Below are 25203 nucleotides of genomic sequence, written 5' to 3' on the forward strand. Positions count from 1 at the left end.
CGGGTCTCCGCTGCGCTTCGCCCGGAATGACGAAAGAAAAAGGGGTTTAGCCGAGGAAGGCCGCCGCCCCCACCTCCGCCACCCCAATCGCCCGGAAACTGTCCCGCGCCGTCGCCTCGGTCTGTGGCGTGATCGCGCGGCTGGCGTCGGAGATGACCACGGCCTCAAAGCCTTCGCGCACCGCGTCCTCGACGGTGAAGCGGACGCAGTAGTCGAAGGCCAGACCGCACAGGAAGACGCGAGTCACGCCCAGGTCGCGCAGCAGGCCGGCCAGGCCCGTCGGGGTGCGATGGTCGTTCTCGAAGAAGCCGGAATAGGAATCGACCGCCGGGTTGTAGCCCTTGCGGATCACGGCCAGGGCCTTTTGCACCGTGGGCGCCGCGTCGGGATGGAAGTCGGCGCCGGGCGAGCCCTGGGTACAGTGGTCCGGCCACAGCATCTGGCGGCCGTAAGCGACCTCGATCTCGGTGAAGGGAGCCGCGCCGGGATGGTTGGAGGCGAACGAAATCTGGTCCGGCGTGTGCCAGTCCTGGGTCAGGACCACCCAGTCGAACCGTTCGGCCAGCCGGTTGATCAGCGGCATGATCCCCGCCCCGCCCGCGACCGCCAGAGACCCGCCCTCGCAGAAGTCGTTCTGCGGGTCGATGACCAGAAGGGCGTCAGTCGGACCGATCTTCATCATGCGCTTGCGTAGGCGTCGATCTCGTTGGCCGAGCCCAGGGCGACGGGGATGCGCTGGTGCAGATGCTCGGGCTGGATGTCGAGGATCGATTGAACCCCGTCCGTCGTCGCCTTGCCCCCGGCCTGTTCAACCAGGAAGGCCATGGGATTCCCCTCGTACATCAGGCGCAGCTTGCCGGGCTTGTTCGGCTCCCGCTTGTCCCAGGGGTACAGGAAGACACCGCCGCGCATCAGGATGCGGTGGACATCGGCGACCATGGCGGCGACCCAGCGCATGTTGAAATTCTTGCCCCGGGGGCCGTCCGCGCCCTTCAGCACGCCGTCGACATAACGCTGCACCGGCTCGGCCCAGTGGCGCAGGTTCGACATGTTGATGGCGAACTCCTTGGTGTCCGGCGAAATGGCGATGGCGTCGTGGGTCAGGATCCAGTCGCCGTCGTTCGACAGGGTGAAGCCCTTGACCCCGGCGCCCGTGGTCAGGACCAGCATGGTCTGGGGGCCGTACAGGGCGTAGAGGGCGGCGACCTGATTGCGGCCCGGCTGCATGAAGTCGGCCTCGGTCGGCGAAGGCGTCGCGGACTTCAGCACCGAGACGATGGTCCCCACCATGGCGTTGATGTCGATGTTGGACGAGCCGTCCAGCGGATCGAACAGGGCCAGATATTCGCCGGTCGAATGGGAGGCCGGCTGGACCTCGTCCATTTCCTCGGAGGCGACGCCCGCGACGGCGGGACAGGCCAGGAGGGCGTCGGTCAGCATGTCGTTGGTCATGACGTCGAGCTTCTTCTGCTCCTCGTCCTGAACATTGATCTGGCCCGAGGCGCCCAAGGCCCCGGCCAGGGCGCCGCCGGCGACCAGAGTGCTGATGTCGGCGCAGGTGGCGGCGGCGACCGTCAGGACCGTCTTCAGCCCTTCCGGAACCTCCAGGGCGGCGATGTGGGCGTCGAGGCGGGTGCGGTCGGCGGTCATGGGATCGGTCCGGAGCGGCGGAGAGGGACGCTCCGTTCTTGGCGGGCGGACGCAGGGAGAGCAAGGGCGAGCCGACGCCGGACGTCAGGAAGTGCGACAAGGCGGCGTCAAAACACGCCTGCGCTTGACTTGCGGCCGGAGTCGGTGGCTTAGGTCGATTGCTCTCGCGGGAGAGATCGGCGCGCCTCGGCGGGTCGACGCCGAAGGCGCAACCGCCCCGGAAACGCTCAGGCAAACGGACCGCGAAGCATACGGACGCTGGAAAGCCGCTCTTCACGGGCGCGCCGACGGAGCAAGGCGACATGATTTGGTCGCCGGAATCTCTCAGGCTTCAGGACAGCGGGGGCGCGAGGACGGCGGAGCTCCGCCACAACACGCGACCGTGAAAGCCTGAACCATGACCGATCAGACCCTGAAGATCACGCCCCTGAACGCCGCGCACCGCGCCCTGGGGGCCCGGATGGTGGGCTTCGGCGGCTATGACATGCCGGTCCAATATGAGGGCGTCCTGGCCGAGCACCGCTGGACCCGCGAACACGCCGGCCTGTTCGACGTGTCCCACATGGGCCAGTGCAAGATCACCGGCGCCGACGCCACCGCCCAGTTCGAGCGGTTCGTGCCCGGCGACTATGAAATCCTGAAGGCGGGCAAGCAGAAGTATTCGCTGCTTCTGAACAAGGACGGCGGGATCATCGACGACCTGATGGCCGGCCGCCCGGATCACGACGGCCTGTTCGTCGTCGTCAACGCCGGCAACAAGGACGAGGACTTCGCCTTCTGGCAGGCGAACCTCGAAGGCGACGCCAAGCTGACGGTGCTGGACGACCGCGCCCTGATCGCCATCCAGGGGCCGGAGGCCGCCGAGGTCTTGGCCGCCCACGAACCGATCCTGGCGGAAATGGGCTTCATGGAATGCGCCCGGCTGATGCTGTTCGGCGTCGACTGCTATGTCTCGCGTTCGGGCTATACCGGCGAGGACGGCTATGAGATTTCGGTCCCGGCGGACCAGGCCGAGCGCGTCTGGAACACCCTGCTGGAAGACGCCCGCGTCAAGCCGATCGGCCTTGGCGCCCGCGACAGCCTGCGCCTGGAGGCCGGCCTGCCGCTGCACGGCCACGACATCGACCCGACGACCTCGCCGGTCGAAGGGGCTCTGACCTTCGCCCTGTCCAAGTCGCGCAAGGAGCGGGCGGATTTCAACGGCGCCGACCGCATCTTGAAGGAACTGGCCGATGGCCCGTCTCGCGTCCGCATCGGCCTGATCGTCAAGGAAGGCGCCCCGGCCCGCGAAGGCGCCGAGATCGCCGACGCAGACGGCAATGTCATCGGCAAGGTCACCTCGGGCGGCCCCTCCCCCACCTTGGGCAAGAACATCGCCATGGGCTTCGTGCCGCCGGCCTTTGCGGCCCTGGGCACGGACCTGAAGGTCATCGTGCGCGGCAGGTCCGCCGCCGCCGAAGTCGTCGCCATGCCCTTCGTGGCGCAACGCTATTACCGCAAACCGAAGACCGTCTGAGGATCAGATCATGAAGTTCACCAAGGATCACGAGTGGGTCAGCCTGGACGGCGACATCGCCACCGTGGGCATCTCCAAACACGCCGCCGACGCCCTGGGCGACGTGGTGTTCGTGGAAGTGCCTGAGGTCGGCAAGACCGTCGCCAAGGGCGCCAGCTTCGCCGTGGTCGAGAGCGTCAAGGCCGCCTCCGACGTCTACGCCCCCGTCTCGGGCGAGGTGGTCGAGGCCAACGACGCCCTGTCGACCGCCCCGGAAACCGTCAACGCCGCTCCGGAAGGCGACGGCTGGTTCGCCAAGATCAAGGTGTCGGACGTCTCGGAGCTGGACGCCCTGATGGACCAGGCCGCCTACGACGCCTTCCTCGCCACCCTCTAATCTCAAACTCCGTCACCCTCGGGCTTGACCCGAGGGCCGGAGGATCAACCACTCGTGCGAAGCCTTAGACGCACGAGCCGCACAACATCCGATCCTCGGGTCAAGCCCGAGGATGACGGGTGAAGGAAACCGGCAATGCGTTATCTCCCCCTGACGCCCGACGACCGCACGGCGATGCTCGCCGCCATCGGCGTGAAATCCATTGACGACCTGTTTGTGGACGTGCCCGAGGCGGCGCGTCTGGACGGCCCCGTGGACCTGCCCCGGGTGGCGGGCGAGCTGGAGGTCGAGCGCGCCCTGTTCGCCATGGCGGCCAAGAACGCCACGGCCGGCGCCGTGCCCTTCTTCTGCGGCGCAGGGGCCTACAAACACCATGTCCCGGCGACGGTGGACCACATCATCCAGCGGTCGGAATTCCTGACCAGCTACACCCCCTATCAGCCGGAAATCGCCCAGGGCACGCTGCAGTATCTGTACGAGTTCCAGACCCAGGTGGCGAACCTGACCGGCATGCCGGTGGCCAACGCCTCGCTGTATGACGGTTCGACCGCCATGGCCGAGGGCGTGCTGATGGCGACCCGCGTGACCCGTCGCAACAAGGCGGTGATCTCGGGCGGCGTCCACCCCCACTACGTCAAGGCGACCGAGACCGTGGTCCACGCCGTCGGCGTCGAGACGCAAGTCCTGGCTCCCGCCGTCGACGCCGAGGCCGCCGTGATCGACCAGATCGGTCCCGACACCGCCTGCGTCGTGGTTCAGACCCCGAACGTCTTCGGTGCCGCAACGGATGTCACGAAGATCGCCGAGGCCGCCCATGCAGCCGGCGCCCTGCTGATCGTCGTGGTGACGGAAGCCGTGTCTATGGGCCTGCTGAAGTCGCCCGGCGAGATGGGCGCGGACATCGTCGCCGCCGAGGGCCAGTCGATCGGCAACGCACTGAACTTCGGCGGCCCCTATGTCGGCCTGTTCGCCACGCGCGAGAAGCTGATCCGCCAGATGCCCGGCCGCCTGACCGGCGAGACCGTGGACGCCGACGGCGAGCGCGGCTTCGTCCTGACCCTGTCCACGCGGGAACAGCACATCCGCCGCGACAAGGCGACGTCGAACATCTGCACCAATTCCGGCCTCTGCACCCTGGCCTTCACCATCCACATGAGCCTGCTGGGCGAGACGGGCCTGCGCAAACTGGCCCTGCTGAACCACGAGAAGGCCCTCGCCACGCGCGACGCCCTGGCCGCCGTTCCGGGCGTCGAAATCCTGACCGACCGCTTCTTCAACGAGTTCGCGGTGCGCCTGCCCAAGAACGCGGCCGAGGTCGTGGATCAGTTGGCCGCCCATCACGTCCTGGCCGGCGTGCCCTACAGCCGCCTGGCACCCGACGCCGGCATGGACGACGTCCTGCTGGTCGCTGCGACCGAAACCACCCTTGACGCCGACATCAAGCTCCTGGCGACCGCCCTCGCCAAGGTGCTGGCGGCCTGAGCGGAGACAAGACCATGAGCACCATGAACACCGTCGGCCGCCCGACCGCCCCGAACCAGGTACAGACCAAGCCCGCCACCCTGACCGGCGGGCGCGGCCTGTTGCAGAACGAGCCGCTGATCTTCGAAGGCGAAGGCTGGGGCAAGACCGGGGTCGACCTGCCCGAACCGAAGACCGATGCGTCGGACCTGGGCGACCTGGTCCGCAAGGATCCGATCGGCCTGCCCGGCCTGTCGGAGCCCGAGGCCATGCGCCACTATGTGCGCCTGTCGCAGAAGAACCACGCCATCGACCTGGCCATCTATCCGCTGGGCTCGTGCACGATGAAGCACAACCCGCGCCTGAACGAGAAGATGGCGCGTCTGGCCGGTTTTTCGGACATCCACCCCCTGCAGCCGATGTCGACGGTTCAGGGCGCGCTGGAGCTGATGGATACGCTGGCCCATTGGCTGAAGACCCTGACCGGCATGCCCGCCGTCGCGCTATCTCCGAAAGCGGGAGCGCACGGCGAACTGTGCGGCCTGATGGCCATTCGCGCCGCGCACGAGGCCTCGGGCCAGCATGAGAAGCGCCGCAAGGTGCTGGTGCCCACCAGCGCCCACGGCACCAACCCGGCCACCGCCGCCTTCGTCGGCTATACCGTCGTCGAGGTCGCCCAGACCGAGGACGGCCGCGTGGACGTGGCCGACCTGGCGTCCAAGCTGGGCGACGACGTCGCCGCCATCATGGTGACCAACCCCAACACCTGCGGCTTGTTCGAGCGCGACATTCTGGAAATCAGCCGCCTGACGCACGAGGCGGGCGCCTATTTCTACTGCGACGGCGCCAACTTCAACGCCATCGTCGGCCGGGTGCGTCCGGGCGATCTGGGCGTGGACGCCATGCACATCAACCTGCACAAGACCTTCTCGACGCCGCACGGCGGCGGCGGGCCGGGCGCGGGTCCGGTGGTGCTGTCACAGGCCCTGGCGCCCTTCGCCCCCGCCCCCTGGGTCGTGCATGACGATAGCGGTTACGCGCTGATCGAACGGGAAGAAGGCGACGCAGCCCAGGCCTTCGGCCGCCTGTGCGCCTTCCAGGGGCAGATGGGCATGTATGTGCGCGCCCTGTCCTACATGATGAGCCACGGCGCCGACGGCCTGCGTCAGGTCGCCGAGGATGCGGTGCTGAACGCCAACTACATCAAGGCCCGCCTGTCGGACCTGATGAGCGCAGCCTTCCCCGACGGCCCCTGCATGCACGAGGCCCTGTTCGACGACGAATGGCTGAAGGGCACGGACGTCACCACGCTCGACTTCGCCAAGGCGATGATCGACGAGGGCTTCCACCCGATGACCATGTATTTCCCCCTGGTCGTCCACGGGGCCATGCTGATCGAGCCGACCGAGACCGAGTCCAAGGCCGAGCTGGATCGCTTCATCGAGGCCATGCGCCTGCTGGCCCAGGCGGCCAAGGCCGGCGACGTCGACCGCTTCAAGGGCGCCCCCTTCCACGCCCCCCTGCGTCGTCTGGACGAAACCCGCGCCGCCCGCTCGCCGGTGCTGCGCTGGACCGCCCCTGCGGGTTCGAACCAGGCGGCCTAAGCCGCTCTTGGCGTCCGCCGTCCTGGATCAGGGCGGCGGACGCTGGCCCGCCATGCGTCTCAGGACGGCGAAGGCTTCGCGGCCGAACCGTTCAGGCCCTTCGCCCGGATGGGCGAGCCAGGCCTCGCCGGCCAGTTTCATGATGCTGACGCCGATCGCCGCCGCGACGCGACAGGCGACGTCGTCCGGGGCCAATCCCTTCCGCTCGGCCAGCGTCTGGGCCAGCAGCCGCTCCACCCCTTCATACTTTGCGTGATCACCGGCCTGAAGGGCGGGCGTCTGATGGATCAGCCGCGTCAGGTCCAGCATGTCGGGCGTCTGGAAGCGCGCGGCGACATCGGCCAGCCCCCCCTCCACCATATCGAGCAGCGGTTCGTCGCACGGCCGGGCCGCCACCGCCTGGGCGATCATCTCAGGGATCTGGGCCTTGAGGGAAAAGACGATCTCTTCCTTGGAGCCGAAATAGTTCAGCAGGGTGCGGCGCGATACGCCCGCCGCCGCCGCCACCTCGTCCAGGGTGGCGCCGTCAAATCCCTTTTCGATGAACAGCCGCAGGCCTTCGGCCTGAATGCGGGCGTGGGTTTCCAGCCGCTTCCGCGCACGCAGACCCTGCTCGTCAGGAAAAACTTTTTCTTGCACTTCTTGCATATTTGCACCGGATGCAGATATGCAAGCCGGAGCCCTTCGGAAATTCAGTTCACCCCAGGATAGCCGCAATGACCCAATGGACGACAGCCGATATTCCCGACCAGAGCGGCAAGCTGGTCATCATCACCGGGGCGACCGGCGGCATCGGCTTGGAGGCGGCGCTCGTTCTGGCTGGAAAGGGCGCCGAGGTCGTTCTGGCCGCGCGCAATCCGGACAAGGGCGATCAGGCGGAAAGGCTGATCCGCAGTCGCCACCCTGAGGCCCTCGTGCGGTTCGAACGGCTGGACCTGGCGGACCTCAGCTCTGTCGCCGCCTTCGCCGAGGCCCTCCTGGCGGCGGGTCGGCCGGTCGACATTCTGATCAACAATGCGGGCGTCATGGCCGTGCCCCGTCGCCGAACGACCATCGATGGTTTCGAGATGCAGTTCGGAACCAACTATCTATCCCACTTCGCCCTGACCGGCCGGCTCCTGCCACTGCTGACGGCGGCTCAGGCGCGAGTGGTGCAGTTGTCCAGCGTGGCCCATCGCGGCGGTCGGATTCAGCTCAGAGATCTGAACTATCGCTCCGGTTACCGGCCCTGGCCCGTCTATCAGCAGTCCAAACTGGCGATGCTGATGTTCGCCCTGGAGCTTCAGCGCCGCAGCGATCGCGAAGATTGGGGCCTGACCAGCGTGGCCGCCCATCCCGGTTTCGCCCGGACGGATCTGATCGCCAACGGCCACGCCGGCAGCCCGCCCGGACTTTTCGCCTTGGTCAGCCGCCTTCTGGCGCGCGTGGCCAGCCATTCGGCGGCCGACGGCGCCTTGCCGATTCTGATGGCGGCGACCCTGCCCCAGGCCGAACCCGGCGCCTATTACGGCCCTCAGGGCTGGCAGGAGATGCGGGGTGCGCCCGGCCGCGCCCTCATCAAGCCCCAGGCGCTGGATGTCGAAACCGCCCGCGCCCTGTGGTCCGAGTCCGAACGCCTGACCGGCGTCCACTACGGCTGACCAAGGCCCAGCCGCGTCCTGTGGGACACAGACTGCGACAATCCGGCTTCATGACCAAAGCTTCATAGGAAAGCCACGGATCGGCCATCGAACCGGATCTTAAGGGGTTATGTGACAACCTCGCCACGGTCGCTCTTTCCCTTCCCGGCTTGGGATCGGGTGGGCGTGGCGACCGTTGTCACACCTCAGTCAGTCCTCCTCCCTCCCGGCGCCCTCGTGATCTCCGCACCCGCTCTCGTCCTGTCCTCCGCCTCGCCTCGCAGCCGCAAGCTGCGGGTGCTGAAGCGTTGGGCCCTGATGGCGGGCGGGCTGTTCGTGGTCCTGCTTGGCATTCTGATCGCCCCCCTGCCCGGCCCCGGCGGCGTCCCGGTGATCGCGGTCGGCCTGATGCTGATCCTGAAGAGCTCCTTCTGGGCCAAGCGACAGTTCATCCGCGCCCAGTACGCCCGGCCCAAATGGGTCTATCCCTTCCGGCGGCTGATGCGGAAAAAGCCGGAGTTCGCGCCGGTCTTCTGGCAACAGGCCTTGCGCGCCGAAAAGGTGATCCTGACCCGGCGTCGGCGCGGCCTGATCCGTCTGCGCAAGGGCCTTCGCCGCTACATCCGCAAACTGTTCCGCTGACCGCGCGCGCATCAGCGATCATTTCGCGCTTGCGTTGCTGCGTTCGCTAACCACGGCAACGTGAACGCCGACCGTCCGAGTCAGGCGTATTCTGTCCCAGCGTTATCAGAGAACCAGAAAAGCGTTGGGAGGCGCTAAGGTCATGATGTCACGCTTACAAAAAGGTCTGATCGCCGGTTTCGCCGCCACGGTCGCCGTGTCCCTGCTGGAAATACCCAATCTGTTCCTGAACTGGTTCGACCCGTTCCAGAGCGTCATCGCCGCCCTGATCGGCATGCCCGACGCCCTGGCCGTGGGCTGGGTTCTTCATGCGGTGGCCGGGGTGCTGATCCTGGGCCCCCTGTTCGCCTACCTCTGCCCGCGACTGCCCACCGACACGCCCGAGACCAAGGGCATCGTCTTTGCGGTCGGCGCCTGGGTGGTGATGATGGCCGGCGTCTTCATCGTCGGCGACTACCGTACCTTCAACGCCGGCTCGGGCTTCGGCACCATCGCCTGGCTTCTGGTCACCCATGCCGTGTTCGGGATCGTCCTGGGCAATGTCTATGCCCGGCTGGTCGCGCGCGACAAGCGCCAGACGCCCCATGTGATCGGCGGCGCCACGGCCCACTGATCTCGGCGGGCCGGACGGCCTGGTCTCCAGGCCGTCCCTGCGTCCGGCTTTCTACACAGACGAACCGGACGGTGGGCCGACGGCTTCCCCTGCGATGAACCGCAAGGAAGATCCGACGCGCCGAGGGCGCATCCGCTGGGAGCCTCTGCTGATCGGCGGGGTGGTCCTGGCCCTGGTCGCCTATTACCTCGTCGCGGAGGTGATATGGCGAAATCCTCAGGCCGCCAGCGACAGCGAGACGGCCGTAGTCCAACCGGCCGTCGTGCCGCCGCCCGGCGGTGCCGTCCCGCCCAGCGCGCCCGCCGTGGCGCCCGGCGACAATCCGGCCCTGCGCGGCCAGTCTGCCGTGCGCGGCGACGGCACGCCCCTGAACGGCTCCACCACCTCGACGCCGCCCCCGCAGCCGATGCAGACCGATGACTGAACCCGACCGCGATCCGGACGGCTTCAGCCGCCGCAGTGAAAGCGGCCCGCCCTTCCGCATCATGGGCGGGGTCATCGTCTTCATCCTGGTGATGATCGCTGTGGTTCTGACGGTCAGCGGCGTCATCGGGCGCTGAGGGGCCGCCCCAAAACGACTTCGGCCGAAACCGCCAGAGCGATTTCGGCCGAAGGACGGGCGTTGAGACCCGGTCAGACTTGAGGTCGTCAGTTCAGGCGGTCGCCGATCTGGGCGATGGCGGCGTCCAGCAGCGGATCCTTGGCGCCGCCGGCGAGGCGGGCGGCCAGGATCTGTTCCGCGGCCTTGGCGGCCAGGTCGGCGGCGGCGGCCTTGACCTCGGCGGACGCCTGGGCCTCGGCCTGGGCGATGCGGGCCTCGGCCATCTTCTGGCGACGGGCCAGAGTCTCTTCCAGCTTGGCCTTGGATTCGACTTCCAGACGACGGGCGTCGGCTTCCGCCTGGGCCATCATATCAGCGGCCTGGGCCTCGGCCTCGGCCTTCTCCTTGCGGATTTGGGCCAGCAGGGCTTCGGCCTCGGCGCGCAGACGGGCGGCCTCGTCCAGGTCGGCCTGGATCTTGGCGCCCTTGGCGTCCAGCTGGGCGGCGACCATCTTGGGCACGCCGACGGCGATCAGAATACCGAAGAAGATCAGCAGGCCGACGCCGACCCAGATCTCGGGATTCGACAGGTCCCAGATGCCCGGTTCAAAGATCAGGTTCATCAGGCGGCTCCCTTGGCGAGGTCGAGTTCGGCCTTGGTCGCGGCCTGGCCGGTCAGGCGCTCCACCATGGCGGCGGCGGCGTCGGAGGCGATGGTCGAGACATTGCCCATGGCGGCGTCGCGGGTCTTGGCGATGGCGGCCTCGGCTTCGGCGATGCGGGCATTGACCACGGCTTCTTCAGCAGCCTGGCGCGCGTTGGCTTCTTCCGTGACGCGCGCCTTGGCGGCGGCGGCGGTGGCGCGGGCGTCGGCGCGGGCCTTGGCCAGATCGGCCTGGGCCTGGGCGGCCTGTTCGGCGGCCTCGGCCTGGACCTGACGCGCGGTGGCGACGGCGCCCGAGATGGTCTCGCGACGTTCATCCATGACGCGGCGCAGGCGCGGCGCGAAGACCTTGGCGATCAGGAAATAGAGCAGGAAGAACAGGACCAGCAGATAGCCCATCTGCCCGGCCCAGTGCTGGGTCTCGAACTGGGGCAGTCCGCCGCCGCCGTGGCCTTCGGCCTCGGTGGTCGCGTGCGTGTCGTTAGAATTGGGTGCGGCCATGGTGTCCGTTCGTCCGAAAAGCAGAAAGGCGGCGACGGCCTCAGCGAGAAGCCGCCGCCGCCCTAAACCCCGGATAGATCAGGAGTTCAGGATCAGGATGCCCAGCACGAAGGCCAGGATGCCCAGGGCTTCGGCCAGAGCCGCGCCCACGAACAGGTTGCCGACTTGCGAGGCGGCGGCCGACGGGTTGCGCAGCGCGCCGTTCAGGAAGTTGGCGAAGATGTTGCCCACGCCGATGGCCGAGCCGATCATGCCGAGGGTGGCCAGGCCGGCGCCGATGTACTTGGCGGCTTCAGCTTCCATGGTGAGTATCCTTGTTTCAGTCAGGTGGGTTGGAAGAAGGGAGTTCTCGAACTGGGCCGGGCCTTAATGGCCTTCACCCAGGTTGACCACATCATTGAGATAGATGCTGGCCAGAACGGCGAACACGAACGCCTGAAGGAAGGCGACGAGGAATTCGAGGGCGGTCAGGGCGACGACCATGGTCATCGACAGGGCGGCGATCGGCAGGCCCCACAGGCCCAGGCCCTCGCCGACGAAGGCGCCGGCGCCCAGGGCCACGACGAAGCCGGCGAAGATCTTCAGCGCGACGTGGCCGCCCAGCATGTTGCCGAACAGACGAAGAGCCAGGGTCACCGGACGCAGCAGGAAGGACAGGAACTCGATCGCGCCGACGACGGGGCGCAGCACCAGAGGCGCGCTGGCCGGCCAGAACAGTTTGAAGAAGCCCAGGCCGTTCTTCAGGAAGCCCACGCCGATGACCAGCAGGATGGTCAGGGCGGCGAAGGTGACCGTAACCGCCAGCTGCGACGTCGCGGTGAAACTGAGGAACATGCCCAACAGGTTCATCACCAGCACCAGGAGGAACAGGCTGAAGACGAACGGGAAATATTTGCGGCCGTCGTGGCCGATGATGGAATCGGTCACCCCGTCGATCATGTCGAACAGGCTTTCGCCGGCCGTCTGCAACCGTCCCGGCACCACCTTGGCGCTCGAGGTGACCAGTTGCAGGAACAGGACGATGGCCACGAAGGCGACCGTCATGGCGACGTGCGAATTGGTGATCGCCAGCTGGGTGTGGCCGAAGACAGGCAGGTTCACCGCGCCGAAATCGACGAGCGGCTGGATCTTAAACTGGTGAAGCGGATCGGCCATCAGCCTATCGGTCCTCGTCTTCCTCGTCGTCGAAGGGGACCGATTTCGGTTCGATCCCGCTCGCCTTCGCCTGCGCCATCAGCCGGTTGGCTGTGCGGCGCGCCATGTAAATCGACAGGGCGAAGCCCAGAAGGACTCCGCCGATGATACCCCAGGGATTGGTCCCAAACAGTCGGTCCGCCCCAAAACCTAGCCCCAAGCCCAGGAAGACCCCGCCGAGCAGTTCGGCGACGATCTTGTAGGCCTGGCTCGTCACCGCCTGAGCCGCGAGGTGCTCCGACGCCTTCTGAACCGTCTTGTCCTCCAACGCGGATGCGCTGTCTTGGAGGCGTTTGATCGCCTCTTCGCGCGATTCCGACATTGGGGACATGGCCTGTGCGCTCAGCGCCCGAACAATGTGTTGAGGCAGGTCTGAATTCGGCGCGGAAACTAATCGTGAGCGGCCGGTTGGTCAAGGCGTCGTGAACTTAGTCTAAATCTTTGTTCCGAATGGATTTTCAATGAGAACCAGCCGACCGTGGCGATGCGTCGCTGCCTTGAGGTGCGGATTCGCTCGCCCCGCATGGCGATATGGTCCGCGAACGACTAGGTTGGCGGTCATGAACATGCACGTCCCCTCCCCTGCGCCCGAACGCCGCCCGATCGCCGTGCGGCTGGCGACGCCGCGGGGCTTCTGCGCCGGGGTTGATCGGGCGATCCAGATCGTCGAGCGCGCCATCGAGAAGTTCGGCGCCCCTGTCTATGTCCGCCACGAGATCGTCCATAACCGCCATGTGGTCGAGCGGCTGAAGGCCATGGGCGCCGTCTTCGTCAAGGAACTGGACGAATGCCCCGACGACCGACCGGTCGTCTTCTCGGCCCACGGGGTGCCCAAGTCCGTGCCGGCGGCGGCGCGGTCGCGCGAGCTGCTGTTCCTGGACGCCACCTGTCCCCTGGTGTCCAAGGTCCACGTCGAGGCCGAGCGTCATCATGCCGCAGGTCGCCATATCATCCTGATCGGCCACGCCGGCCACCCGGAGGTGATCGGCACCATGGGCCAGCTGCCGCCCGGCGCCATCAGCCTGGTCGAGACCGAGGCCGACGCCGAGGCCTTCGAACGCCCCGGCGACGCCCCCCTGGCCTATGCGACCCAGACCACCCTGTCGGTCGACGACACGGCGGGCATATTGAAGGTGCTGAAGCGGCGCTTCCCCGAACTGCCCGATCCGCACAAGGAAGACATCTGCTACGCCACCACCAATCGCCAGGAGGCGGTCAAGGTGCTGGGCGAGGGCTGCGAACTGGTGCTGGTGGTCGGATCGAAGAACTCGTCCAACTCGGCCCGGCTGGTCGAGGTGGCGATGCGCGCCGGCGCCCGCGACGCCCGCCTCGTCGATGACGCCTCCCAGGTGGACTGGGACTGGTTCGACGGGGTTCAGACGGTCGGCGTCACCGCCGGCGCCTCGGCGCCCGAGCCTTTGATCGCCGCCCTGGTGGACGCCATCGCCGAACGGTTCGACGCCACCGTGACCGAGGACGCCGGCGCGCGTGAGACCGTGACCTTCAAACTGCCGCGCCAGCTGACCGCCTGAGCGCGGCGTCCGACGGCTATCGCTCCTCGCCGACGAAGTCCTGGGCGAACTCGGGGCTGTCTTCGTCCAGCAGGGGCGCCTCCTCCTCATCCGCCCCGGTCGCACGACTGGGGTCGGGCAGTTCGAACCCGACGGGGGCCGACAGGTCCAGAAGCCCGGCGGCCTTCATCTCCTGAACCCCCGGCAGGTCATACAGACTGGCCAGGCCGAAATGCTCCAGGAACCGGTCGGCGGTGCCGTAGGTTACGGGCCGACCCGCTGTCCGCCGCCGCCCTCGCAGACGCACGAACCCCATCTCCAGCAACAGGTCCAGCGTGCCCTTGGACAGGCTGACGCCGCGCACGCTCTCGATCTCGGCGCGGGTCACGGGCTGGTGGTAGGCGATGATGGCCAGGGTCTCCAGCGCCGCCTTGGACAGGCGGCGGGGCTCCTCCCGCTCTTGGCTCATCATGAAGGCCAAGTCCGCCGCCGTGCGGAACCGCCAGCGGTCGGCCACGCAGTCCAGCTCCACCCCCCGCCCCTCGTAACGGGCGCGCAGGCCCGACAGAGCCCGGCCGACGTCGGCGCCTTCGGGGAGGCGCGCCCCGATCTCGGCGGCGCTCAGCGGGCCGGCGGCGGCGAACAGCAGGGCCTCAACCCGGCGCTCGATCTCGGCCTCATCGGGCTGGAAGGACAGGTCAGACATGGGCCAACTCCCGACTTTCGGCGCCGACGCCCCTAGCCCAAAGTTCGTCATCCTCGCCCTTGTGGCGAGGATCCAGACTCCCGGTTTCTCCGAAGATGCGCCCATGCCCGGCGCCGGGATTCTGGATCCTAGGGACAAGCCCTAGGATGACGGCCTTGACGGTGCAAAAACCAACACGCATCACGGCGTCAGCTCCAGCGGCTGCCCCAGGCCCCGCCGCTTCAGATACAGGTCCGCAAACGGCGCCGTCTGGCGAATGTCCATGGCCCCCTCCTTCACCAGCTCCAGACTGGCCGACAGGGTCGAGGCGGTATAGCTGGCCTGGCTGGGGCCCTCAGGGTCTTCGGGACGGGGCGCGACCTGGTCCAGCGGGGTCCAGTCTGCGAGACGCGGCATGATCTCGCGCAGCCAGTCGCGCGCCGCCTCCAGCGGAAAGGCCTCGACCCGCTGGCCGGGCGAATAGCGTCGCGCCTCCTCGCGTCGGCGCTGGGTCACATAGGCGCTCATCAACTCATACAGGCTGGCGTCGATCCGGTCGGACGGCACGATCACCGTCGCCTCGGGATCGCCCCGGGTGAAGACGTCGCGCTTCAGCTGGGGACGGGCCATCAGCTGTTCGACCGCCTTGCGCATCGCCTCCAGCTTCTGCAGGCGAAAGGCCAGGGCGGCGGCCATGGCCTCGGCCGGCGGCTCCTCCCCCTTGCCCTTTTCGGTGCGGGGCAGCAGCAGCCGGGACTTCAGATAGGCCAGCCAGGAGGCCATCACGAGATAATCGGCCGCCAGGGCGAAGTTGCGCCGCCGCGCCTCGTGCACGAAGGCCAGATACTGCTCCGCCAGCTGGGTGATCGACAGTTTCAGCAGATCGACCTTCTGCGTCCGCGCCAGGGCCAGGAGGACGTGCAGCGGCCCTTCATAGCCGTCCAGATCGACGACGAAGGCCTCGCGCTCCTCGACCTCCTCGGCGTTGAAATCGAGGTTCGGCTGAAACGCCTCGCTCACGCCTGCGCCTCCCCCACGTCCGGTCCTTTAGCCGCGTCCGTCTTGCCCGCCATTGCGCGGAAGAAGCGTTCGTGCCCGGCGACGGGATCCAGCGGTTCCGGCGTCCGAACGATCCGGGCCAGGGCCGCCTCGGCGCGCCGTTTCGCACCGCCCTTCAGCGGACCGACGCCCTCGGCGACCTGACGCATCTCGTCCATGTCGCCGTTCCAATGGATGACGACGTCGCATCCCGCCTTCAGCGCCTTGTGCGCCCTCTGGGTCAGAGAGCCGGACAGGGCGTTCATCACCAGATCGTCCGACAGCAACAGACCGCCGAAGCCTAGCCGTTCGCGGATCAGCCGGATCGCCTTCTTGGACTGGGTGGCCGGGCGTTTGGGGTCGATGGCGCTGAAGACGATATGGGCCGTCATGCCGATCGGCATGTCGGACAGGGCCTTGAACGGGGCGAAATCCAAGGCGTCCAGCGTCTCGAGATCGGCATGGACCGTCGGCAGGTCCTTGTGGGTGTCGGCGAAGGCGCGACCGTGCCCCGGCATGTGTTTGATGCAGGGCAGGACCCCGCCCGCCAGCAGACCCTCCGCCGCCGCCCGTCCCAGCAGGGCCACGTTCTGCGGGTCGCGGCCATAGGCGCGGTCGCCGATGATGTCGTGGGCCCCGGGCACGGGCACGTCCAGCACCGGCAGCAGATCAATATTGATTCCGACCTCGCGCAGATCGTGCGCCATCAGCCGCGCACCGAGACGGACCAGGTCTCGGGCGTCCGCCGGGTCGTTCGTCGCCTTAAGATAGGCGTCGCCCGGCGGATATTTGGGCCAGTGCGGCGGCCCCATCCGCTGGACCCGCCCGCCCTCCTGGTCGATCAGGATCGGCGCGTCACGGTCGCCTATGGCCGCGCGCAGCTCGTCCGTCAGGGCCCGCACCTGTTCCGGGCTGTCAATATTGCGCCGGAACAGGATGAAACCCCACGGCCGCGCCTCGGCGAAGAAGGCGCGTTCGTCTTCCGTCAGCCGATGGCCGGCGCAGCCGTAGATGGCGGCGGAGGTCACCGAACGATGCAATCCCGCCCGGCGGCCTTCAGGGCGTTGCAGAAGGCGACCGCCCGCTCGCGCGACAGGCCGGTGAAGGTGGTGCGGTACAGGGTCGAACCGCTGGACGAGGTCACTTCGGTCACCCGCTTTTCGGCGCCCGACGCATATTGGCTGAAACGGCCGGCGACGGCGGCGTATTCCCGGTCGGCGATCTCCGTCGAGGAGAAGGCGCCGATCTGGACCGAGGCCGAACCGCCGGCGGCGGCGGGAGCCGTCGGCGCGGGAGCGGCGGGCGTGGTCGCCTCGGTCTTGGGCGCCGGGGTGGCCGGACGGGGCGCAGCGGCGGCGGGCGGCAGGCCCTGGCCGGTCGGCGCGGCGGTCGGCGGTGCGGCCGGGCGCGGCTGGGGCGTCTCGGGCGGCGGGGTGAAGGTCACGGGCGCGTCGGCGGTCTCGGTCTCGTCGCGATAGACCCGCACGCCCTCGGCCGGATCGACCGGCTGGGCGTCCAGGGGGGCGGCGGTCTTCATCTCGCCGACGGCTTGGCCCACGGCCGGCGGGGCGTCGGTCGAGGCCCGCATGCCCGAGCGATAGAAGAAGATGACGGCGATGATCAGCACCAGCAGCACCACGCCGCTGACGATCAGGGTCACGGGCGGCGCCTTGCCCCCGCCCGAGCCGACGTTTCGGCCGCCGCCGCGCGGGTCATAGGTGTTCCGGCGGAACGGCAGGTCGTCGTCGGTCGGAGGCGTATAGGCGCCTCGGCCGGGTCGGTTCTCGTCATCGAAAGACATGGTGTCGCTCCGCCGTCTGTCCGACGCAGCGAATCGGCGCGTCGAACGGTTAGTTTAACGCCCCGCCGCCGTCTTTCGAATCACAGATCGAGCGCCAGGTCGAGGCTGAACAATTTCTGGTGGACTTCGATCGCATAGCGGTCGGTCATGCCGGCGATGTAATCACAGACGGCGCGCGCCCTGCGGGTCCGATCCTCGGTCTGGGCCGGCACGCCCCATTCCGGCGGCATGACCTCCGGCTCAGCCATGAACAGTTCGAACAGCTGCGACAGCACCCGCCGCGCCTGGCTGCGCGTCCGGTTGACGCGATAGTGGCGATACATCCGCTCGAACAGGAATTTGCGCAGGATCGCCAGGTCCGCGTGCATCGACCGGGAGAAGTCCACCAAAGTCCGCGAGGCGTTGCGCACATCCTCGGTCGAGCCGATCTGGTCCTCCTCCAGCCGTCGCGCCGTCTCGGCCAGCACGTCCTCGACCATGACCCCGATCATCCGCCGCACCGCCTCGATCCGCAGCATCCGGTCGTCGATGGCGGGCCAGTCGCGGCGGACCTCCGCCAGGGTCGGGCCGATCAGGGGCACCTGATCCAGATCCTGAAGCGTGATCAGCCCGGCCTGCACCCCGTCGTCCACATCGTGATTGTTATAGGCGATGTCGTCGGCGATGGCGGCGCACTGGGCCTCCAGCGAGGCGAAACTGTCCAAACGCAGGTCCCAGTTCGCCTCTCCGCCTGTCCGATAGGGACGCACCACCGACCAGGCCGCTTCGTCCAGCCGATGCGACACCGGGCCGTTGTGCTTGATGACGCCCTCGACCGTCTCCCAGCTCAGGTTCAGCCCGTCGAACTGGGGATAGCGGGTCTCCAGCTCGGTGATGACGCGGAAACTCTGCACATTGTGGTCGAAGCCCCCGTAGTCGGCCATCTGGATGACCAGCTCGTCCTCGCCCGCATGGGCGAACGGCGGATGGCCCAGGTCGTGGGCCAGGGCGATGGTCTCGGCCAGGTCGTCGTCCAGCCGCAGGGCATGGGCCAGGGACCGGGCGATCTGGGCCACCTCCAGCGAATGGGTCAGGCGGGTGCGATAGTGGTCGCCTTCATGGGCCACGAAGACCTGGGTCTTCTCCTTCAGGCGACGAAAGGCGGTGGCGTGGATGATCCGGTCGCGGTCGCGGGCGAAGGCGGTGCGGGTGCGGCTGGGCGGTTCGAAGAAGCGACGGCCCTTGGTCAGATCGGCGCGTTCGGCGTAGGGGGCGAGAGTCATCGGGCTCAAGTCGTCAACTTTGAAGCGGCTTTGATCGGACGGGCCCTTTGCGAACGCCCGCACGCGCCTCATATAGACAGCTGTGAGCACCGTCCAATCCACAGAACCGTCCACACCCGCCTTCAGCGTCGCCACGCGCGCGCCGGAAGGGATCGTCCTGGCCGCCAGCGCCGCCGATCGTCTGGCCCGGCTCAGCGCGGCCGAAGGCAAGGCCCTGATGCTGCGCGTCGCTGTCGACGGGGGCGGCTGTTCGGGGTTTCAGTACCGGTTCGAACTGGTCGAGACGGCCGAGGACGACGATCTTAGGATCGAGGCCCAGGGCCAGACGGCCCTGATCGACCCCGTCTCGGTCCCCTTTCTGAAGAATTCCGAGATCGCCTATGTCGATGAACTGGCCGGCGCCCAGTTCGTGGTCCGCAATCCCAACGCCGCCTCAAGCTGCGGCTGCGGCGTCAGCTTCTCGATCTGACGCCGATCACCGTCGGCGCCGGATCAGGGCCCAGACGGTGACGATCACGGTCGAGGCCAAGAGGGCCGAAAAGACGGCGTCCCAGGCGCCGTCCTCCAGCAATGCCCCGATCAGCCCCGTCAGGCTGAGCACGAACACCCAAAGCGGCGCGCCGAAGATGGCCCACAGGCTGCGATCCTTGCGGCTCATGACGGCGTCCGCCGTCCCTTGCCCAGCCACAGATAGAGGCCGGACCCCAGGATGACGATGGTCGCCAGGTCCAGCAGCGCCCACAGGATTTTCAGCCCCAGCCCCCCGTAGTCGCCGAAATGCAGCGGCTGGGACAGGGACAGGGCCTTCACATACCAGGGCGTCGGGGCCACGGCCGTCAGTTCGCCTGTCCGGGCGTCGATCAGGGCCGGCGTCGTCAGATGGGTCGTCAGCGGCGTGTCGCCGTGGAAGAAGACGGCGTAGTGGTGATCGGTCGAATAGTCGGTTCCGGGAAAGGCGATGAACTGCAGCGTCCTGCCCGGCAGGGCCTGTTTCGCCCGCTCCACCGCCAGGTCCAGCGAGGCCCGCTCGCCGACGGAGGCCGGGGCCTCATGGGCGGCGGTCAGTTCCTTCAGCGCCGTATTCTTCCAATAGGCCAGGATCGGCGTCGCCAGGGTGTTGACCACCCCCGTCGCCCCGACCACCAGCACCCAGGCCACGGTGATGACGCCCAGAAGGTTGTGATAGTCCAGCCAGCGGGTCCGCGCCGACTTCGTCGCCCGCACCGTGCCGAATGGCAGCCGCCGCATGAAGGGGGCGTACAGCACCACCCCCGACACCACCGCCGTGATCAGCATCAGCCCCATCAGGCCCAGGAACAGCATGCCCGGCAGGCCCAGGAACATGTCGGTGTGCAGCTGAAGCAGGAACTCCATCACCGGATGGCCGGCGACCGGCGGGGCGACGGCGCCGCTGGTCTGGTCGATCGGTTCGAAACTGTAGCGACCGGCCGGGCCGTTCGGATTGACGCTGGTGACGTTCACCACCGGCCGATCCACGTCGAAGCTCATGAAGGCCGGAACCTCGCCCGGATGACGCGCCAGGGCCGCCGCCAGCACCTCGTCCAGGCTCGACAACGGCCCGTCGGGCGCGGCGGGCGTCCAGGCCTGCTCCAGCAGCACCTCTTCGATCTCATGGGTGAAGACCAGCGGCAGGCCGGTGACGCACAGCATCAGCAGGAACACGGTCGAGATCAGGCTCGACCATTTGTGCGTCCACGACCAGGCGCGGATCGTCCGCGTCCTCATCCGATCAGAATTCCGCCGAGATCGACAGGGACAGGGTGCGCGGCGCCCCCAGCGTCAGATAGTTGGAGCCCGGATAGCCGCCGACGGCGACCCACTGGTCCTCGTCGGCCACGTTCTCGACCCGCGCCCGGACCGTCAGAGGACGCCCGCCGGCCTCGAAGGCGTAGCGAACCCCGGCGTCGAACCGGGTCCAGGCGTCCAGCTCCAGCGTATTGGCCGCATTCGCCGCCTGGGCGCTGGTGTGGACCACCCGCCCCTCCAGCGTCAGGCCGCTGAGGCGCGGCACGTCCCATTCGACGTTCAGATTGGTCTGGACCTCCGGCACGCCGATGGCCGACTTGCCTTCGTTCGCCGCCGTCAGCGACCGTTTGACCTCGGCGTTCAGCCAGGTCGCCCCGCCGATCAGCCGCAGGCCGTCGATCGGCTCGCCATAGACGGTCAGTTCAACGCCCCGGTTCTCCTGTTCGCCGCCGTCGGAATAGACGCGGGTGGCGGGATCGAAGAAGGCGCTGGGCAGGGTCGTCCTGAAGACGCTCAGCGTCCCGCCGAAGGTTCCGGCGTCATATTTGGCCCCGACCTCGGCCTGTTCGGCGCGGAAGGGCGACAGGACCTCGCCGGCGTTCGCCACGGCTGCGCCGTTGACCACCGCAGGCGCGACCCGTCCGGGCGTCAGGGCCTCGGCATAGTTGGCGTACAGCGAAACCCGGTCGCTGGGCTTGTAGACCAGGGCGAAGGCCGGGGTCGCAGCCTCGCTGGAATAGCCCGAGCCGAAGGCGCCGTCGGCATAGGCGTAGGACTTGGTCTCGATCTCCTGATACCGCACGCCGACGGTCGCCAGCAGACGGCCGTCCAGGAAGGACAGCCTGTCCGCCACGGCGACGCTGGTGTTCTTGACGCGCTCGGTCACCTTCGGATCACTCAGGTCGCCCGAGACGCTGGCGATCGCCGGCGCCGGCGACAGGACCGGATCGGTCAGGGTTCCGAAGCTGTAACCCGCAAAGTTCGACCCCGCCCAGGCGTTCCTCGACTTGGACTGGATCTGAGAGGCCGAGGCGACCAGCCGGTGTCCCACCGGGCCGGTGGTCAGGTCCGCCCGCAGGCCGACGTCGCCCGACCAGACCGTGTCTTTGCGGATATTGTCGAACCGATAGCCCCGGATGGCGCCCGCGGCGTCGGATCGCGGATTGGCCAGGCTGTTGTCCTCCTCGCCGTGACGCCCGCCGAAGGCGGCCCAGGCGGTGACGCTGTCGGTGATGTCGAACTCGCCCCGCACCGCGCCGAACAGCTGTTCCTCATCCGTATAGGTCCAGCGCTGGGCGAAATTCCGATCGGCGGACGGCGCTTCAGGGATGGCGGCGCCGGGCGTCACGCTGGGGCGCGGGGCGTCGATCCGGTGGTCCTGCCAGCCCAGATCGGCCGAAAAGCGAGCCCGCTCGCCCCGCCGGTCCAGGTTCAGGCCCACCACGCGCAGGCTGTTGGTCTGGTCCTCGACCGAGGCTTCGCCGCCCCGGCCGGCGACGTTCAGGCGCGCGCCCCATTCATCCTGATCGCCGAACCGGCGCGCCAGATCGGCCGCGGCGTAGATTTCATCGGCGCCGGACACGCTCGCCGTCAGACGGGTCAGCGGTCCATTGGCCCGCTTGGGCGTCAGGTTGAAGGCGCCGCCCACCCCGGTTCCGCCCGGCGCCGCCCCGTTCAGAAAGGCGCTGGCCCCGCGAAAGACCTCGACCCGCTCGATCAGCTCGGCCGCCACGAACTGGCGCGGCAGAACGCCGTACAGGCCGTTGTAGCTCATGTCGTCCGAATAGACCGGGAAGCCCCGGATCACATACAGTTCCTGGAAATTGCCGAAGCCCTTGGTCACCCGCACCGTCGGATCGTTCTGCAACACGTCGCCGATCCCGCGCGCCTGCTGATCCCGCGCCAGTTTTTCGGTGTAGCTGGTGGTGGAGAAGGGCGTGTCCATCATGTCCAGATTGCCCAACAGCCCGACCCGGCCGCCCCGCGCCACCTGACCGCCCGCCGCCGGCGCCGTCAGATTCACCTGCGAGCCCGTCACCACGATCTCGCCCAGCTCGGTCGGCGCGGCCGGCCCCTGCTGCGCCAAGGCGGGGGCGGCGAGGCTCAGGGCCAGAAGGCTGACGGCGCAGGCGAGACGGATCGGGCGGGCCATGATCTGCAACATATTCTCAAGAACAGAAAGGCGGGCTCCATACGCGCTTCTGCAACTGGTTTGCAATGGCAAGGCGGTGTTCGGCGCCCGGCCATCTTGCCGCACCGGCTCAGGGGACTAGGGTCGAGAGCCGCCACCCTTCTGAACGCCCCCTCTTCAAAGGAGACCGCCATGTTCAGCCTCGCCCTCGCCCTGCTCGCCGGCCCCGTCTCCAGCGAAGTGACCCTGCCCGCACAGCCCGCGCCCCTGCACGGAACCCTGTCGGCGCCCGACAGCCCCGCCGCCGTCGCCGTGATCCTGCCGGGCTCAGGTCCGACGGACCGCGACGGCAACAGCCCCATGGGCGTTTCCGCCTCGACCTATCGCCTGCTGGCCGAGGGGCTGGCGGCGCAGGGGATCGCCACGGTTCGGATCGACAAGCGCGGCATAGCGGCCAGCGCTGCGGCCGGTCCGGCCGAGGCCGATCTGCGCTTTGACGCCTATGCGGCCGACGCCCGCGCCTGGGCCGCCGAGGCCGCCCGTCGCGCCGACAAGCCCTGCGCCTGGCTGATCGGCCACAGCGAGGGCGCCCTGGTCGCCCTGAAGGCCGTCGAGGGTGGAGACGATAAGGTCTGCGGCCTGATCCTGCTGTCCGGCGCCGGGCGCCCCGCGGGCGTGGTCCTGCGCGAACAGCTGGAAAAGGGCCTGCCCGAGCCGTTGAAGGCCCCGGCCTTCGCCGCCCTGACCGAGTTGGAGGCCGGCCGCACCGTCGCCGATCCGCCCCCGGCCCTGGCGGCCCTGTTCCGCCCCTCGGTCCAGCCCTATCTGATCTCCTGGCTGCCGCTGGACCCCGCCGCCCTGATAGCCGCCTATGACGGCCCGGTCTTCATCGGCCAGGGGACCACGGACCTTCAGGTCGGGATCGCCGACGCCCAGGCCCTGGCCGCCGCCGACCCCAAGGCGACGCTGAAACTGTGGGACGGCGTCAACCACATCCTGAAAACCGCCCCCGCCGCCCGCGCCGCCAATCTGGCCACCTATGCCGACCCGGCGTTGCCGCTCGCGCCGGGCGTGGCGGAGGACGTGGGGGCGTTTATTCGGGCGAACGATGAACACTGAGTTCAACTTGGGAAGCGGACATACTCAGCGTCGCTCATGGGTGGTTATCGGACATCACCCGCATCTTGCCCCATGATGAAATAAGGACGGTTCGGACCGCATGTATCCAAGAGAGCCATCAGGGTTTTCATGCGATCAAGAGTGAGTTTGCGGGGTTCTGGTGGATCGACTGAAATCGCGTCGCCGCTCACCGAAAGCAAGTCGCCTTGTTCGGCGCCGCATGCGATTTCGACACGTGCAGCAAACTCACTCGCGCTTTCGCTTTCGGGGTCGAACGGCGGAAAACCTGATAAGCCACGCGTCGTGAGCCATTCGTGTTGCTCCCAGCGTGCCTGATCTCGCAGCGCGACCATTCTTGGCGAAGCTGAAACTATGCGTTGGAATGCGTCGTGGAGTTCTTCAGATGCAAACACGAAGCGGCTCGGAAACGACAGGTATAAGTCGGCGAGTCTGATCAGCACTGCGTCTGGGATGTTGGCCGCCGAAAAGGTGAGGACATCCTCTTGGCAGAGGTCATCCCGGTCTACCTTCACGTCTTCCGGTTGGATGCCGCATGACATCAATGCGCCCACCAGCGGGTCGATAGGGTGGTCGCCCATGATCACCAATCCTCACATCCGGACCTCTCGTCCACAGCGAGTGTATCGGTGGAACCGGCGTCGGCAAATGACGCCGACGAATTTCCGCAATGGGTCGAAAGCGCCCATCCAACCTACTCTCCAAAAAGAGACACGCCCCTACCCCTCCCCCGCCTTCCCCCGCGCCTCATCCGCCAAGGCGAAGAACCGCTCCCGCACCTCCGCCGCGAACGGATTGTCGCGTTCGATGGCGCGGAAGACGGCCGGGCTGTCGTGGCGCACCATGTCCACCGCCTCCATCAGCCGGTCGAAACTGGCGGTGGTCATGCGGGTCGGCAGGGGCTCCATGGCCAGAAGCGCACGGGCGATCAGATGGGTCAGGCCCTGAACCACGGCCGCCTCCCGGTCATGATCTTCGGGCGTGACCAGAAAGACCCTCAGCTTCAGGGCTTTCCGGCAGAAGGCGGCGACGCGGCGGGCGTCACGGTCGCCACGCACCGCGCAGACGGCGATCCTGAGCCCGGCGATCCCGGCCTTGCCGCTCTGGGGGCCGAACAGCGGGTGGGTTCCGACGACGCGCACGCCGGGCGCCAGCCTATCGTCCATCAGTCGCGCGGGCTTCACCTTGACCGAACCGACATCGAGGACCAGGGCGCCCGGCGCCAAATGGGGGCCCATGGCGCCCAGGGTCGCCTCCAGCGCCTCGACCGGCACGGCCAGGATCACCGTCGGACAGGCGGCGGCGATCCCCAGATCGGTCAGGGTCGCATGGCCCTCGCCGTCCGTCGCCGCCGGATCATGGGCTTGGATGTCGAACCAGGACGACAGATGCCGCGCCGTCAGCCGCCCGAAGGCGCCGAAGCCGATCAGGCCGAGGCGGGGTTTGGCCGCAAACACCCCCGTCATCCTCGGGCTTGACCCGAGGACCGG

Annotated in this window: 29 protein-coding genes, 1 pseudogene and 2 riboswitches; of the genes and pseudogenes, 12 read left to right on the forward strand and 18 right to left on the reverse strand. The window is 67.9% G+C overall.

Annotated elements, in window-relative coordinates:
• Positions 1–46 precede the first annotated feature (46 nt).
• Complete coding sequence (locus ACZ5M6_RS14210) at positions 47–682, reverse strand: nicotinamidase (protein ID WP_444572566.1); 636 nt, start codon at positions 680–682, stop codon at positions 47–49.
• Positions 679–1650: a class 1 fructose-bisphosphatase gene (locus ACZ5M6_RS14215; RefSeq protein WP_054766261.1), complete on the reverse strand. Its 972-nt coding sequence runs from the start codon at positions 1648–1650 to the stop codon at positions 679–681. Before ACZ5M6_RS14215 ends, ACZ5M6_RS14210 begins: the two co-directional genes overlap by 4 nt.
• Positions 1651–1807: 157 nt before the next feature.
• Positions 1808–1903: riboswitch (glycine riboswitch) on the forward strand.
• A gap of 3 nt (positions 1904–1906) precedes the next feature.
• Positions 1907–1992: riboswitch (glycine riboswitch) on the forward strand.
• Positions 1993–2047: 55 nt separating this feature from the next.
• Here ACZ5M6_RS14215 and gcvT point away from each other — a divergent pair.
• From gcvT to gcvPB, 4 genes are all read left to right on the forward strand, one after another.
• A complete protein-coding gene (gene gcvT, locus ACZ5M6_RS14220) occupies positions 2048–3166 on the forward strand; it encodes a glycine cleavage system aminomethyltransferase GcvT (protein WP_464158968.1) in 1119 nt (372 codons plus the stop codon).
• A 10-nt stretch (positions 3167–3176) separates the two neighbouring features.
• Positions 3177–3542, forward strand: a complete 366-nt coding sequence (gene gcvH, locus ACZ5M6_RS14225; protein ID WP_191554309.1) for a glycine cleavage system protein GcvH — start codon at positions 3177–3179, stop codon at positions 3540–3542.
• Positions 3543–3677: 135 nt separating this feature from the next.
• Positions 3678–5024, forward strand: a complete 1347-nt coding sequence (gene gcvPA, locus ACZ5M6_RS14230) for an aminomethyl-transferring glycine dehydrogenase subunit GcvPA (protein ID WP_464158969.1) — start codon at positions 3678–3680, stop codon at positions 5022–5024.
• 14 nt (positions 5025–5038) lie between these two features.
• Positions 5039–6607, forward strand: coding sequence for an aminomethyl-transferring glycine dehydrogenase subunit GcvPB (gene gcvPB, locus ACZ5M6_RS14235; RefSeq protein ID WP_183214850.1), 1569 nt, complete (start codon positions 5039–5041; stop codon positions 6605–6607).
• A gap of 27 nt (positions 6608–6634) precedes the next feature.
• On the opposite strand, the gene ACZ5M6_RS14240 is transcribed toward gcvPB, so the two are convergent.
• On the reverse strand, positions 6635–7246 hold the full coding sequence (locus ACZ5M6_RS14240; protein WP_464158970.1) for a TetR family transcriptional regulator: 612 nt from the start codon (positions 7244–7246) through the stop codon (positions 6635–6637).
• A 77-nt stretch (positions 7247–7323) separates the two neighbouring features.
• On the opposite strand from ACZ5M6_RS14240, the gene ACZ5M6_RS14245 reads away from it, so the two are divergent.
• From ACZ5M6_RS14245 to ACZ5M6_RS14265, 5 genes are all read left to right on the forward strand, one after another.
• Complete coding sequence (locus tag ACZ5M6_RS14245; protein WP_336967740.1) at positions 7324–8247, forward strand: SDR family oxidoreductase; 924 nt, start codon at positions 7324–7326, stop codon at positions 8245–8247.
• Positions 8248–8463: 216 nt separating this feature from the next.
• Positions 8464–8868 (forward strand): hypothetical protein, encoded by a 405-nt coding sequence (locus ACZ5M6_RS14250; protein ID WP_224764434.1) that lies wholly within the window; start codon positions 8464–8466, stop codon positions 8866–8868.
• 142 nt (positions 8869–9010) lie between these two features.
• Positions 9011–9481, forward strand: coding sequence for a DUF6789 family protein (locus ACZ5M6_RS14255; RefSeq protein WP_054766268.1), 471 nt, complete (start codon positions 9011–9013; stop codon positions 9479–9481).
• A gap of 94 nt (positions 9482–9575) precedes the next feature.
• A complete protein-coding gene (locus tag ACZ5M6_RS14260) occupies positions 9576–9905 on the forward strand; it encodes a hypothetical protein (protein ID WP_464158971.1) in 330 nt (109 codons plus the stop codon).
• A complete protein-coding gene (locus ACZ5M6_RS14265; protein ID WP_152950726.1) occupies positions 9898–10041 on the forward strand; it encodes a hypothetical protein in 144 nt (47 codons plus the stop codon). Before ACZ5M6_RS14260 ends, ACZ5M6_RS14265 begins: the two co-directional genes overlap by 8 nt.
• Positions 10042–10129: 88 nt before the next feature.
• Here ACZ5M6_RS14265 and ACZ5M6_RS14270 read toward each other — a convergent pair whose 3' ends face one another.
• The 5 genes from ACZ5M6_RS14270 to ACZ5M6_RS14290 all read right to left on the reverse strand — a co-directional run bounded on the left by ACZ5M6_RS14270 (position 10130) and on the right by ACZ5M6_RS14290 (position 12703).
• Positions 10130–10645, reverse strand: coding sequence for a F0F1 ATP synthase subunit B (locus ACZ5M6_RS14270; protein WP_228184507.1), 516 nt, complete (start codon positions 10643–10645; stop codon positions 10130–10132).
• Positions 10645–11187: a F0F1 ATP synthase subunit B family protein gene (locus ACZ5M6_RS14275; protein ID WP_152950727.1), complete on the reverse strand. Its 543-nt coding sequence runs from the start codon at positions 11185–11187 to the stop codon at positions 10645–10647. Before ACZ5M6_RS14275 ends, ACZ5M6_RS14270 begins: the two co-directional genes overlap by 1 nt.
• 78 nt (positions 11188–11265) lie before the next feature.
• The gene (locus ACZ5M6_RS14280; protein WP_054766272.1) at positions 11266–11490 is read right to left on the reverse strand and encodes a F0F1 ATP synthase subunit C; all 225 of its coding nucleotides are present in this window, start codon (positions 11488–11490) and stop codon (positions 11266–11268) included.
• A 63-nt stretch (positions 11491–11553) separates the two neighbouring features.
• Complete coding sequence (locus ACZ5M6_RS14285; RefSeq protein WP_054766273.1) at positions 11554–12342, reverse strand: F0F1 ATP synthase subunit A; 789 nt, start codon at positions 12340–12342, stop codon at positions 11554–11556.
• 4 nt (positions 12343–12346) lie between these two features.
• Positions 12347–12703 (reverse strand): AtpZ/AtpI family protein, encoded by a 357-nt coding sequence (locus tag ACZ5M6_RS14290; RefSeq protein ID WP_054766274.1) that lies wholly within the window; start codon positions 12701–12703, stop codon positions 12347–12349.
• A gap of 238 nt (positions 12704–12941) precedes the next feature.
• Between ACZ5M6_RS14290 and ispH the strand changes: the two genes are divergently transcribed.
• On the forward strand, positions 12942–13913 hold the full coding sequence (gene ispH / locus ACZ5M6_RS14295) for a 4-hydroxy-3-methylbut-2-enyl diphosphate reductase (RefSeq protein WP_464158972.1): 972 nt from the start codon (positions 12942–12944) through the stop codon (positions 13911–13913).
• Positions 13914–13929: 16 nt separating this feature from the next.
• On the opposite strand, the gene scpB is transcribed toward ispH, so the two are convergent.
• The 5 genes from scpB to ACZ5M6_RS14320 all read right to left on the reverse strand — a co-directional run bounded on the left by scpB (position 13930) and on the right by ACZ5M6_RS14320 (position 18678).
• Positions 13930–14598: an SMC-Scp complex subunit ScpB gene (gene scpB, locus ACZ5M6_RS14300; protein WP_054766276.1), complete on the reverse strand. Its 669-nt coding sequence runs from the start codon at positions 14596–14598 to the stop codon at positions 13930–13932.
• 180 nt (positions 14599–14778) lie between these two features.
• Positions 14779–15597, reverse strand: a complete 819-nt coding sequence (locus ACZ5M6_RS14305) for a segregation and condensation protein A (protein WP_182714897.1) — start codon at positions 15595–15597, stop codon at positions 14779–14781.
• Complete coding sequence (gene nagZ / locus ACZ5M6_RS14310) at positions 15594–16643, reverse strand: beta-N-acetylhexosaminidase (protein ID WP_464158973.1); 1050 nt, start codon at positions 16641–16643, stop codon at positions 15594–15596. The genes ACZ5M6_RS14305 and nagZ overlap by 4 nt, the downstream gene beginning before the upstream one ends.
• Entirely contained in the window at positions 16640–17416 is a 777-nt protein-coding gene (locus tag ACZ5M6_RS14315) for an SPOR domain-containing protein (RefSeq protein WP_183214861.1), read from the reverse strand. The genes nagZ and ACZ5M6_RS14315 overlap by 4 nt, the downstream gene beginning before the upstream one ends.
• 80 nt (positions 17417–17496) lie before the next feature.
• Positions 17497–18678 (reverse strand): deoxyguanosinetriphosphate triphosphohydrolase, encoded by a 1182-nt coding sequence (locus tag ACZ5M6_RS14320; protein ID WP_464158974.1) that lies wholly within the window; start codon positions 18676–18678, stop codon positions 17497–17499.
• Between the two features lie 151 nt (positions 18679–18829).
• On the opposite strand from ACZ5M6_RS14320, the gene erpA reads away from it, so the two are divergent.
• Positions 18830–19147, forward strand: coding sequence for an iron-sulfur cluster insertion protein ErpA (gene erpA / locus ACZ5M6_RS14325; RefSeq protein WP_054767007.1), 318 nt, complete (start codon positions 18830–18832; stop codon positions 19145–19147).
• 6 nt (positions 19148–19153) lie between these two features.
• Here the strand turns inward: erpA and ACZ5M6_RS14330 are convergent, their stop codons facing one another.
• From ACZ5M6_RS14330 to ACZ5M6_RS14340, 3 genes and pseudogenes are all read right to left on the reverse strand, one after another.
• Entirely contained in the window at positions 19154–19336 is a 183-nt protein-coding gene (locus ACZ5M6_RS14330; RefSeq protein WP_287397848.1) for a hypothetical protein, read from the reverse strand.
• Positions 19333–20519, reverse strand: a pseudogene (locus ACZ5M6_RS14335) (PepSY-associated TM helix domain-containing protein). The gene ACZ5M6_RS14330 and the pseudogene ACZ5M6_RS14335 overlap by 4 nt, the downstream one beginning before the upstream one ends.
• The gene (locus ACZ5M6_RS14340) at positions 20429–22597 is read right to left on the reverse strand and encodes a TonB-dependent receptor (RefSeq protein WP_464158975.1); all 2169 of its coding nucleotides are present in this window, start codon (positions 22595–22597) and stop codon (positions 20429–20431) included. Before ACZ5M6_RS14340 ends, ACZ5M6_RS14335 begins: the two are co-directional and overlap by 91 nt.
• Positions 22598–22768: 171 nt before the next feature.
• Here ACZ5M6_RS14340 and ACZ5M6_RS14345 point away from each other — a divergent pair, with 171 nt between their 5' ends.
• On the forward strand, positions 22769–23695 hold the full coding sequence (locus tag ACZ5M6_RS14345) for an alpha/beta hydrolase (RefSeq protein WP_464158976.1): 927 nt from the start codon (positions 22769–22771) through the stop codon (positions 23693–23695).
• Positions 23696–23739: 44 nt separating this feature from the next.
• Here the strand turns inward: ACZ5M6_RS14345 and ACZ5M6_RS14350 are convergent, their stop codons facing one another.
• Together ACZ5M6_RS14350 and ACZ5M6_RS14355 are read right to left on the reverse strand one after the other, a co-directional pair.
• Complete coding sequence (locus ACZ5M6_RS14350) at positions 23740–24294, reverse strand: hypothetical protein (protein WP_191554325.1); 555 nt, start codon at positions 24292–24294, stop codon at positions 23740–23742.
• Between the two features lie 138 nt (positions 24295–24432).
• Positions 24433–25179 carry a prephenate dehydrogenase/arogenate dehydrogenase family protein gene (locus ACZ5M6_RS14355; RefSeq protein WP_464158977.1) on the reverse strand — a complete coding sequence of 249 codons (747 nt, stop codon included), beginning with the start codon at positions 25177–25179 and terminating at the stop codon, positions 24433–24435.
• Positions 25180–25203: the final 24 nt, after the last annotated feature.

The sequence above is a fragment of the Brevundimonas sp. Br13 genome (genome assembly GCF_055391505.1).

Excerpts from the sequence above, each read along its gene's own strand:
- ACZ5M6_RS14210 (WP_444572566.1), bottom strand. The coding sequence starts at position 682 with ATGATGAAGATCGGTCCGACTGACGCCCTTCTGGTCATCGACCCGCAG.
- ACZ5M6_RS14215 (WP_054766261.1), bottom strand. The coding sequence starts at position 1,650 with ATGACCGCCGACCGCACCCGCCTCGACGCCCACATCGCCGCCCTGGAG.
- gcvT (WP_464158968.1), top strand. The coding sequence starts at position 2,048 with ATGACCGATCAGACCCTGAAGATCACGCCCCTGAACGCCGCGCACCGC.
- gcvH (WP_191554309.1), top strand. The coding sequence starts at position 3,177 with ATGAAGTTCACCAAGGATCACGAGTGGGTCAGCCTGGACGGCGACATC.
- gcvPA (WP_464158969.1), top strand. The coding sequence starts at position 3,678 with ATGCGTTATCTCCCCCTGACGCCCGACGACCGCACGGCGATGCTCGCC.
- gcvPB (WP_183214850.1), top strand. The coding sequence starts at position 5,039 with ATGAGCACCATGAACACCGTCGGCCGCCCGACCGCCCCGAACCAGGTA.
- ACZ5M6_RS14245 (WP_336967740.1), top strand. The coding sequence starts at position 7,324 with ATGACCCAATGGACGACAGCCGATATTCCCGACCAGAGCGGCAAGCTG.
- ACZ5M6_RS14255 (WP_054766268.1), top strand. The coding sequence starts at position 9,011 with ATGATGTCACGCTTACAAAAAGGTCTGATCGCCGGTTTCGCCGCCACG.
- ACZ5M6_RS14260 (WP_464158971.1), top strand. The coding sequence starts at position 9,576 with ATGAACCGCAAGGAAGATCCGACGCGCCGAGGGCGCATCCGCTGGGAG.
- ACZ5M6_RS14265 (WP_152950726.1), top strand. The coding sequence starts at position 9,898 with ATGACTGAACCCGACCGCGATCCGGACGGCTTCAGCCGCCGCAGTGAA.
- ACZ5M6_RS14270 (WP_228184507.1), bottom strand. The coding sequence starts at position 10,645 with ATGAACCTGATCTTTGAACCGGGCATCTGGGACCTGTCGAATCCCGAG.
- ACZ5M6_RS14275 (WP_152950727.1), bottom strand. The coding sequence starts at position 11,187 with ATGGCCGCACCCAATTCTAACGACACGCACGCGACCACCGAGGCCGAA.
- ACZ5M6_RS14280 (WP_054766272.1), bottom strand. The coding sequence starts at position 11,490 with ATGGAAGCTGAAGCCGCCAAGTACATCGGCGCCGGCCTGGCCACCCTC.
- ACZ5M6_RS14285 (WP_054766273.1), bottom strand. The coding sequence starts at position 12,342 with ATGGCCGATCCGCTTCACCAGTTTAAGATCCAGCCGCTCGTCGATTTC.
- ACZ5M6_RS14290 (WP_054766274.1), bottom strand. The coding sequence starts at position 12,703 with ATGTCGGAATCGCGCGAAGAGGCGATCAAACGCCTCCAAGACAGCGCA.
- ispH (WP_464158972.1), top strand. The coding sequence starts at position 12,942 with ATGAACATGCACGTCCCCTCCCCTGCGCCCGAACGCCGCCCGATCGCC.
- scpB (WP_054766276.1), bottom strand. The coding sequence starts at position 14,598 with ATGTCTGACCTGTCCTTCCAGCCCGATGAGGCCGAGATCGAGCGCCGG.
- ACZ5M6_RS14315 (WP_183214861.1), bottom strand. The coding sequence starts at position 17,416 with ATGTCTTTCGATGACGAGAACCGACCCGGCCGAGGCGCCTATACGCCT.
- ACZ5M6_RS14320 (WP_464158974.1), bottom strand. The coding sequence starts at position 18,678 with ATGACTCTCGCCCCCTACGCCGAACGCGCCGATCTGACCAAGGGCCGT.
- ACZ5M6_RS14330 (WP_287397848.1), bottom strand. The coding sequence starts at position 19,336 with ATGAGCCGCAAGGATCGCAGCCTGTGGGCCATCTTCGGCGCGCCGCTT.
- ACZ5M6_RS14340 (WP_464158975.1), bottom strand. The coding sequence starts at position 22,597 with ATGGCCCGCCCGATCCGTCTCGCCTGCGCCGTCAGCCTTCTGGCCCTG.
- ACZ5M6_RS14345 (WP_464158976.1), top strand. The coding sequence starts at position 22,769 with ATGTTCAGCCTCGCCCTCGCCCTGCTCGCCGGCCCCGTCTCCAGCGAA.
- ACZ5M6_RS14350 (WP_191554325.1), bottom strand. The coding sequence starts at position 24,294 with ATGGGCGACCACCCTATCGACCCGCTGGTGGGCGCATTGATGTCATGC.
- ACZ5M6_RS14355 (WP_464158977.1), bottom strand. The coding sequence starts at position 25,179 with ATGACGGGGGTGTTTGCGGCCAAACCCCGCCTCGGCCTGATCGGCTTC.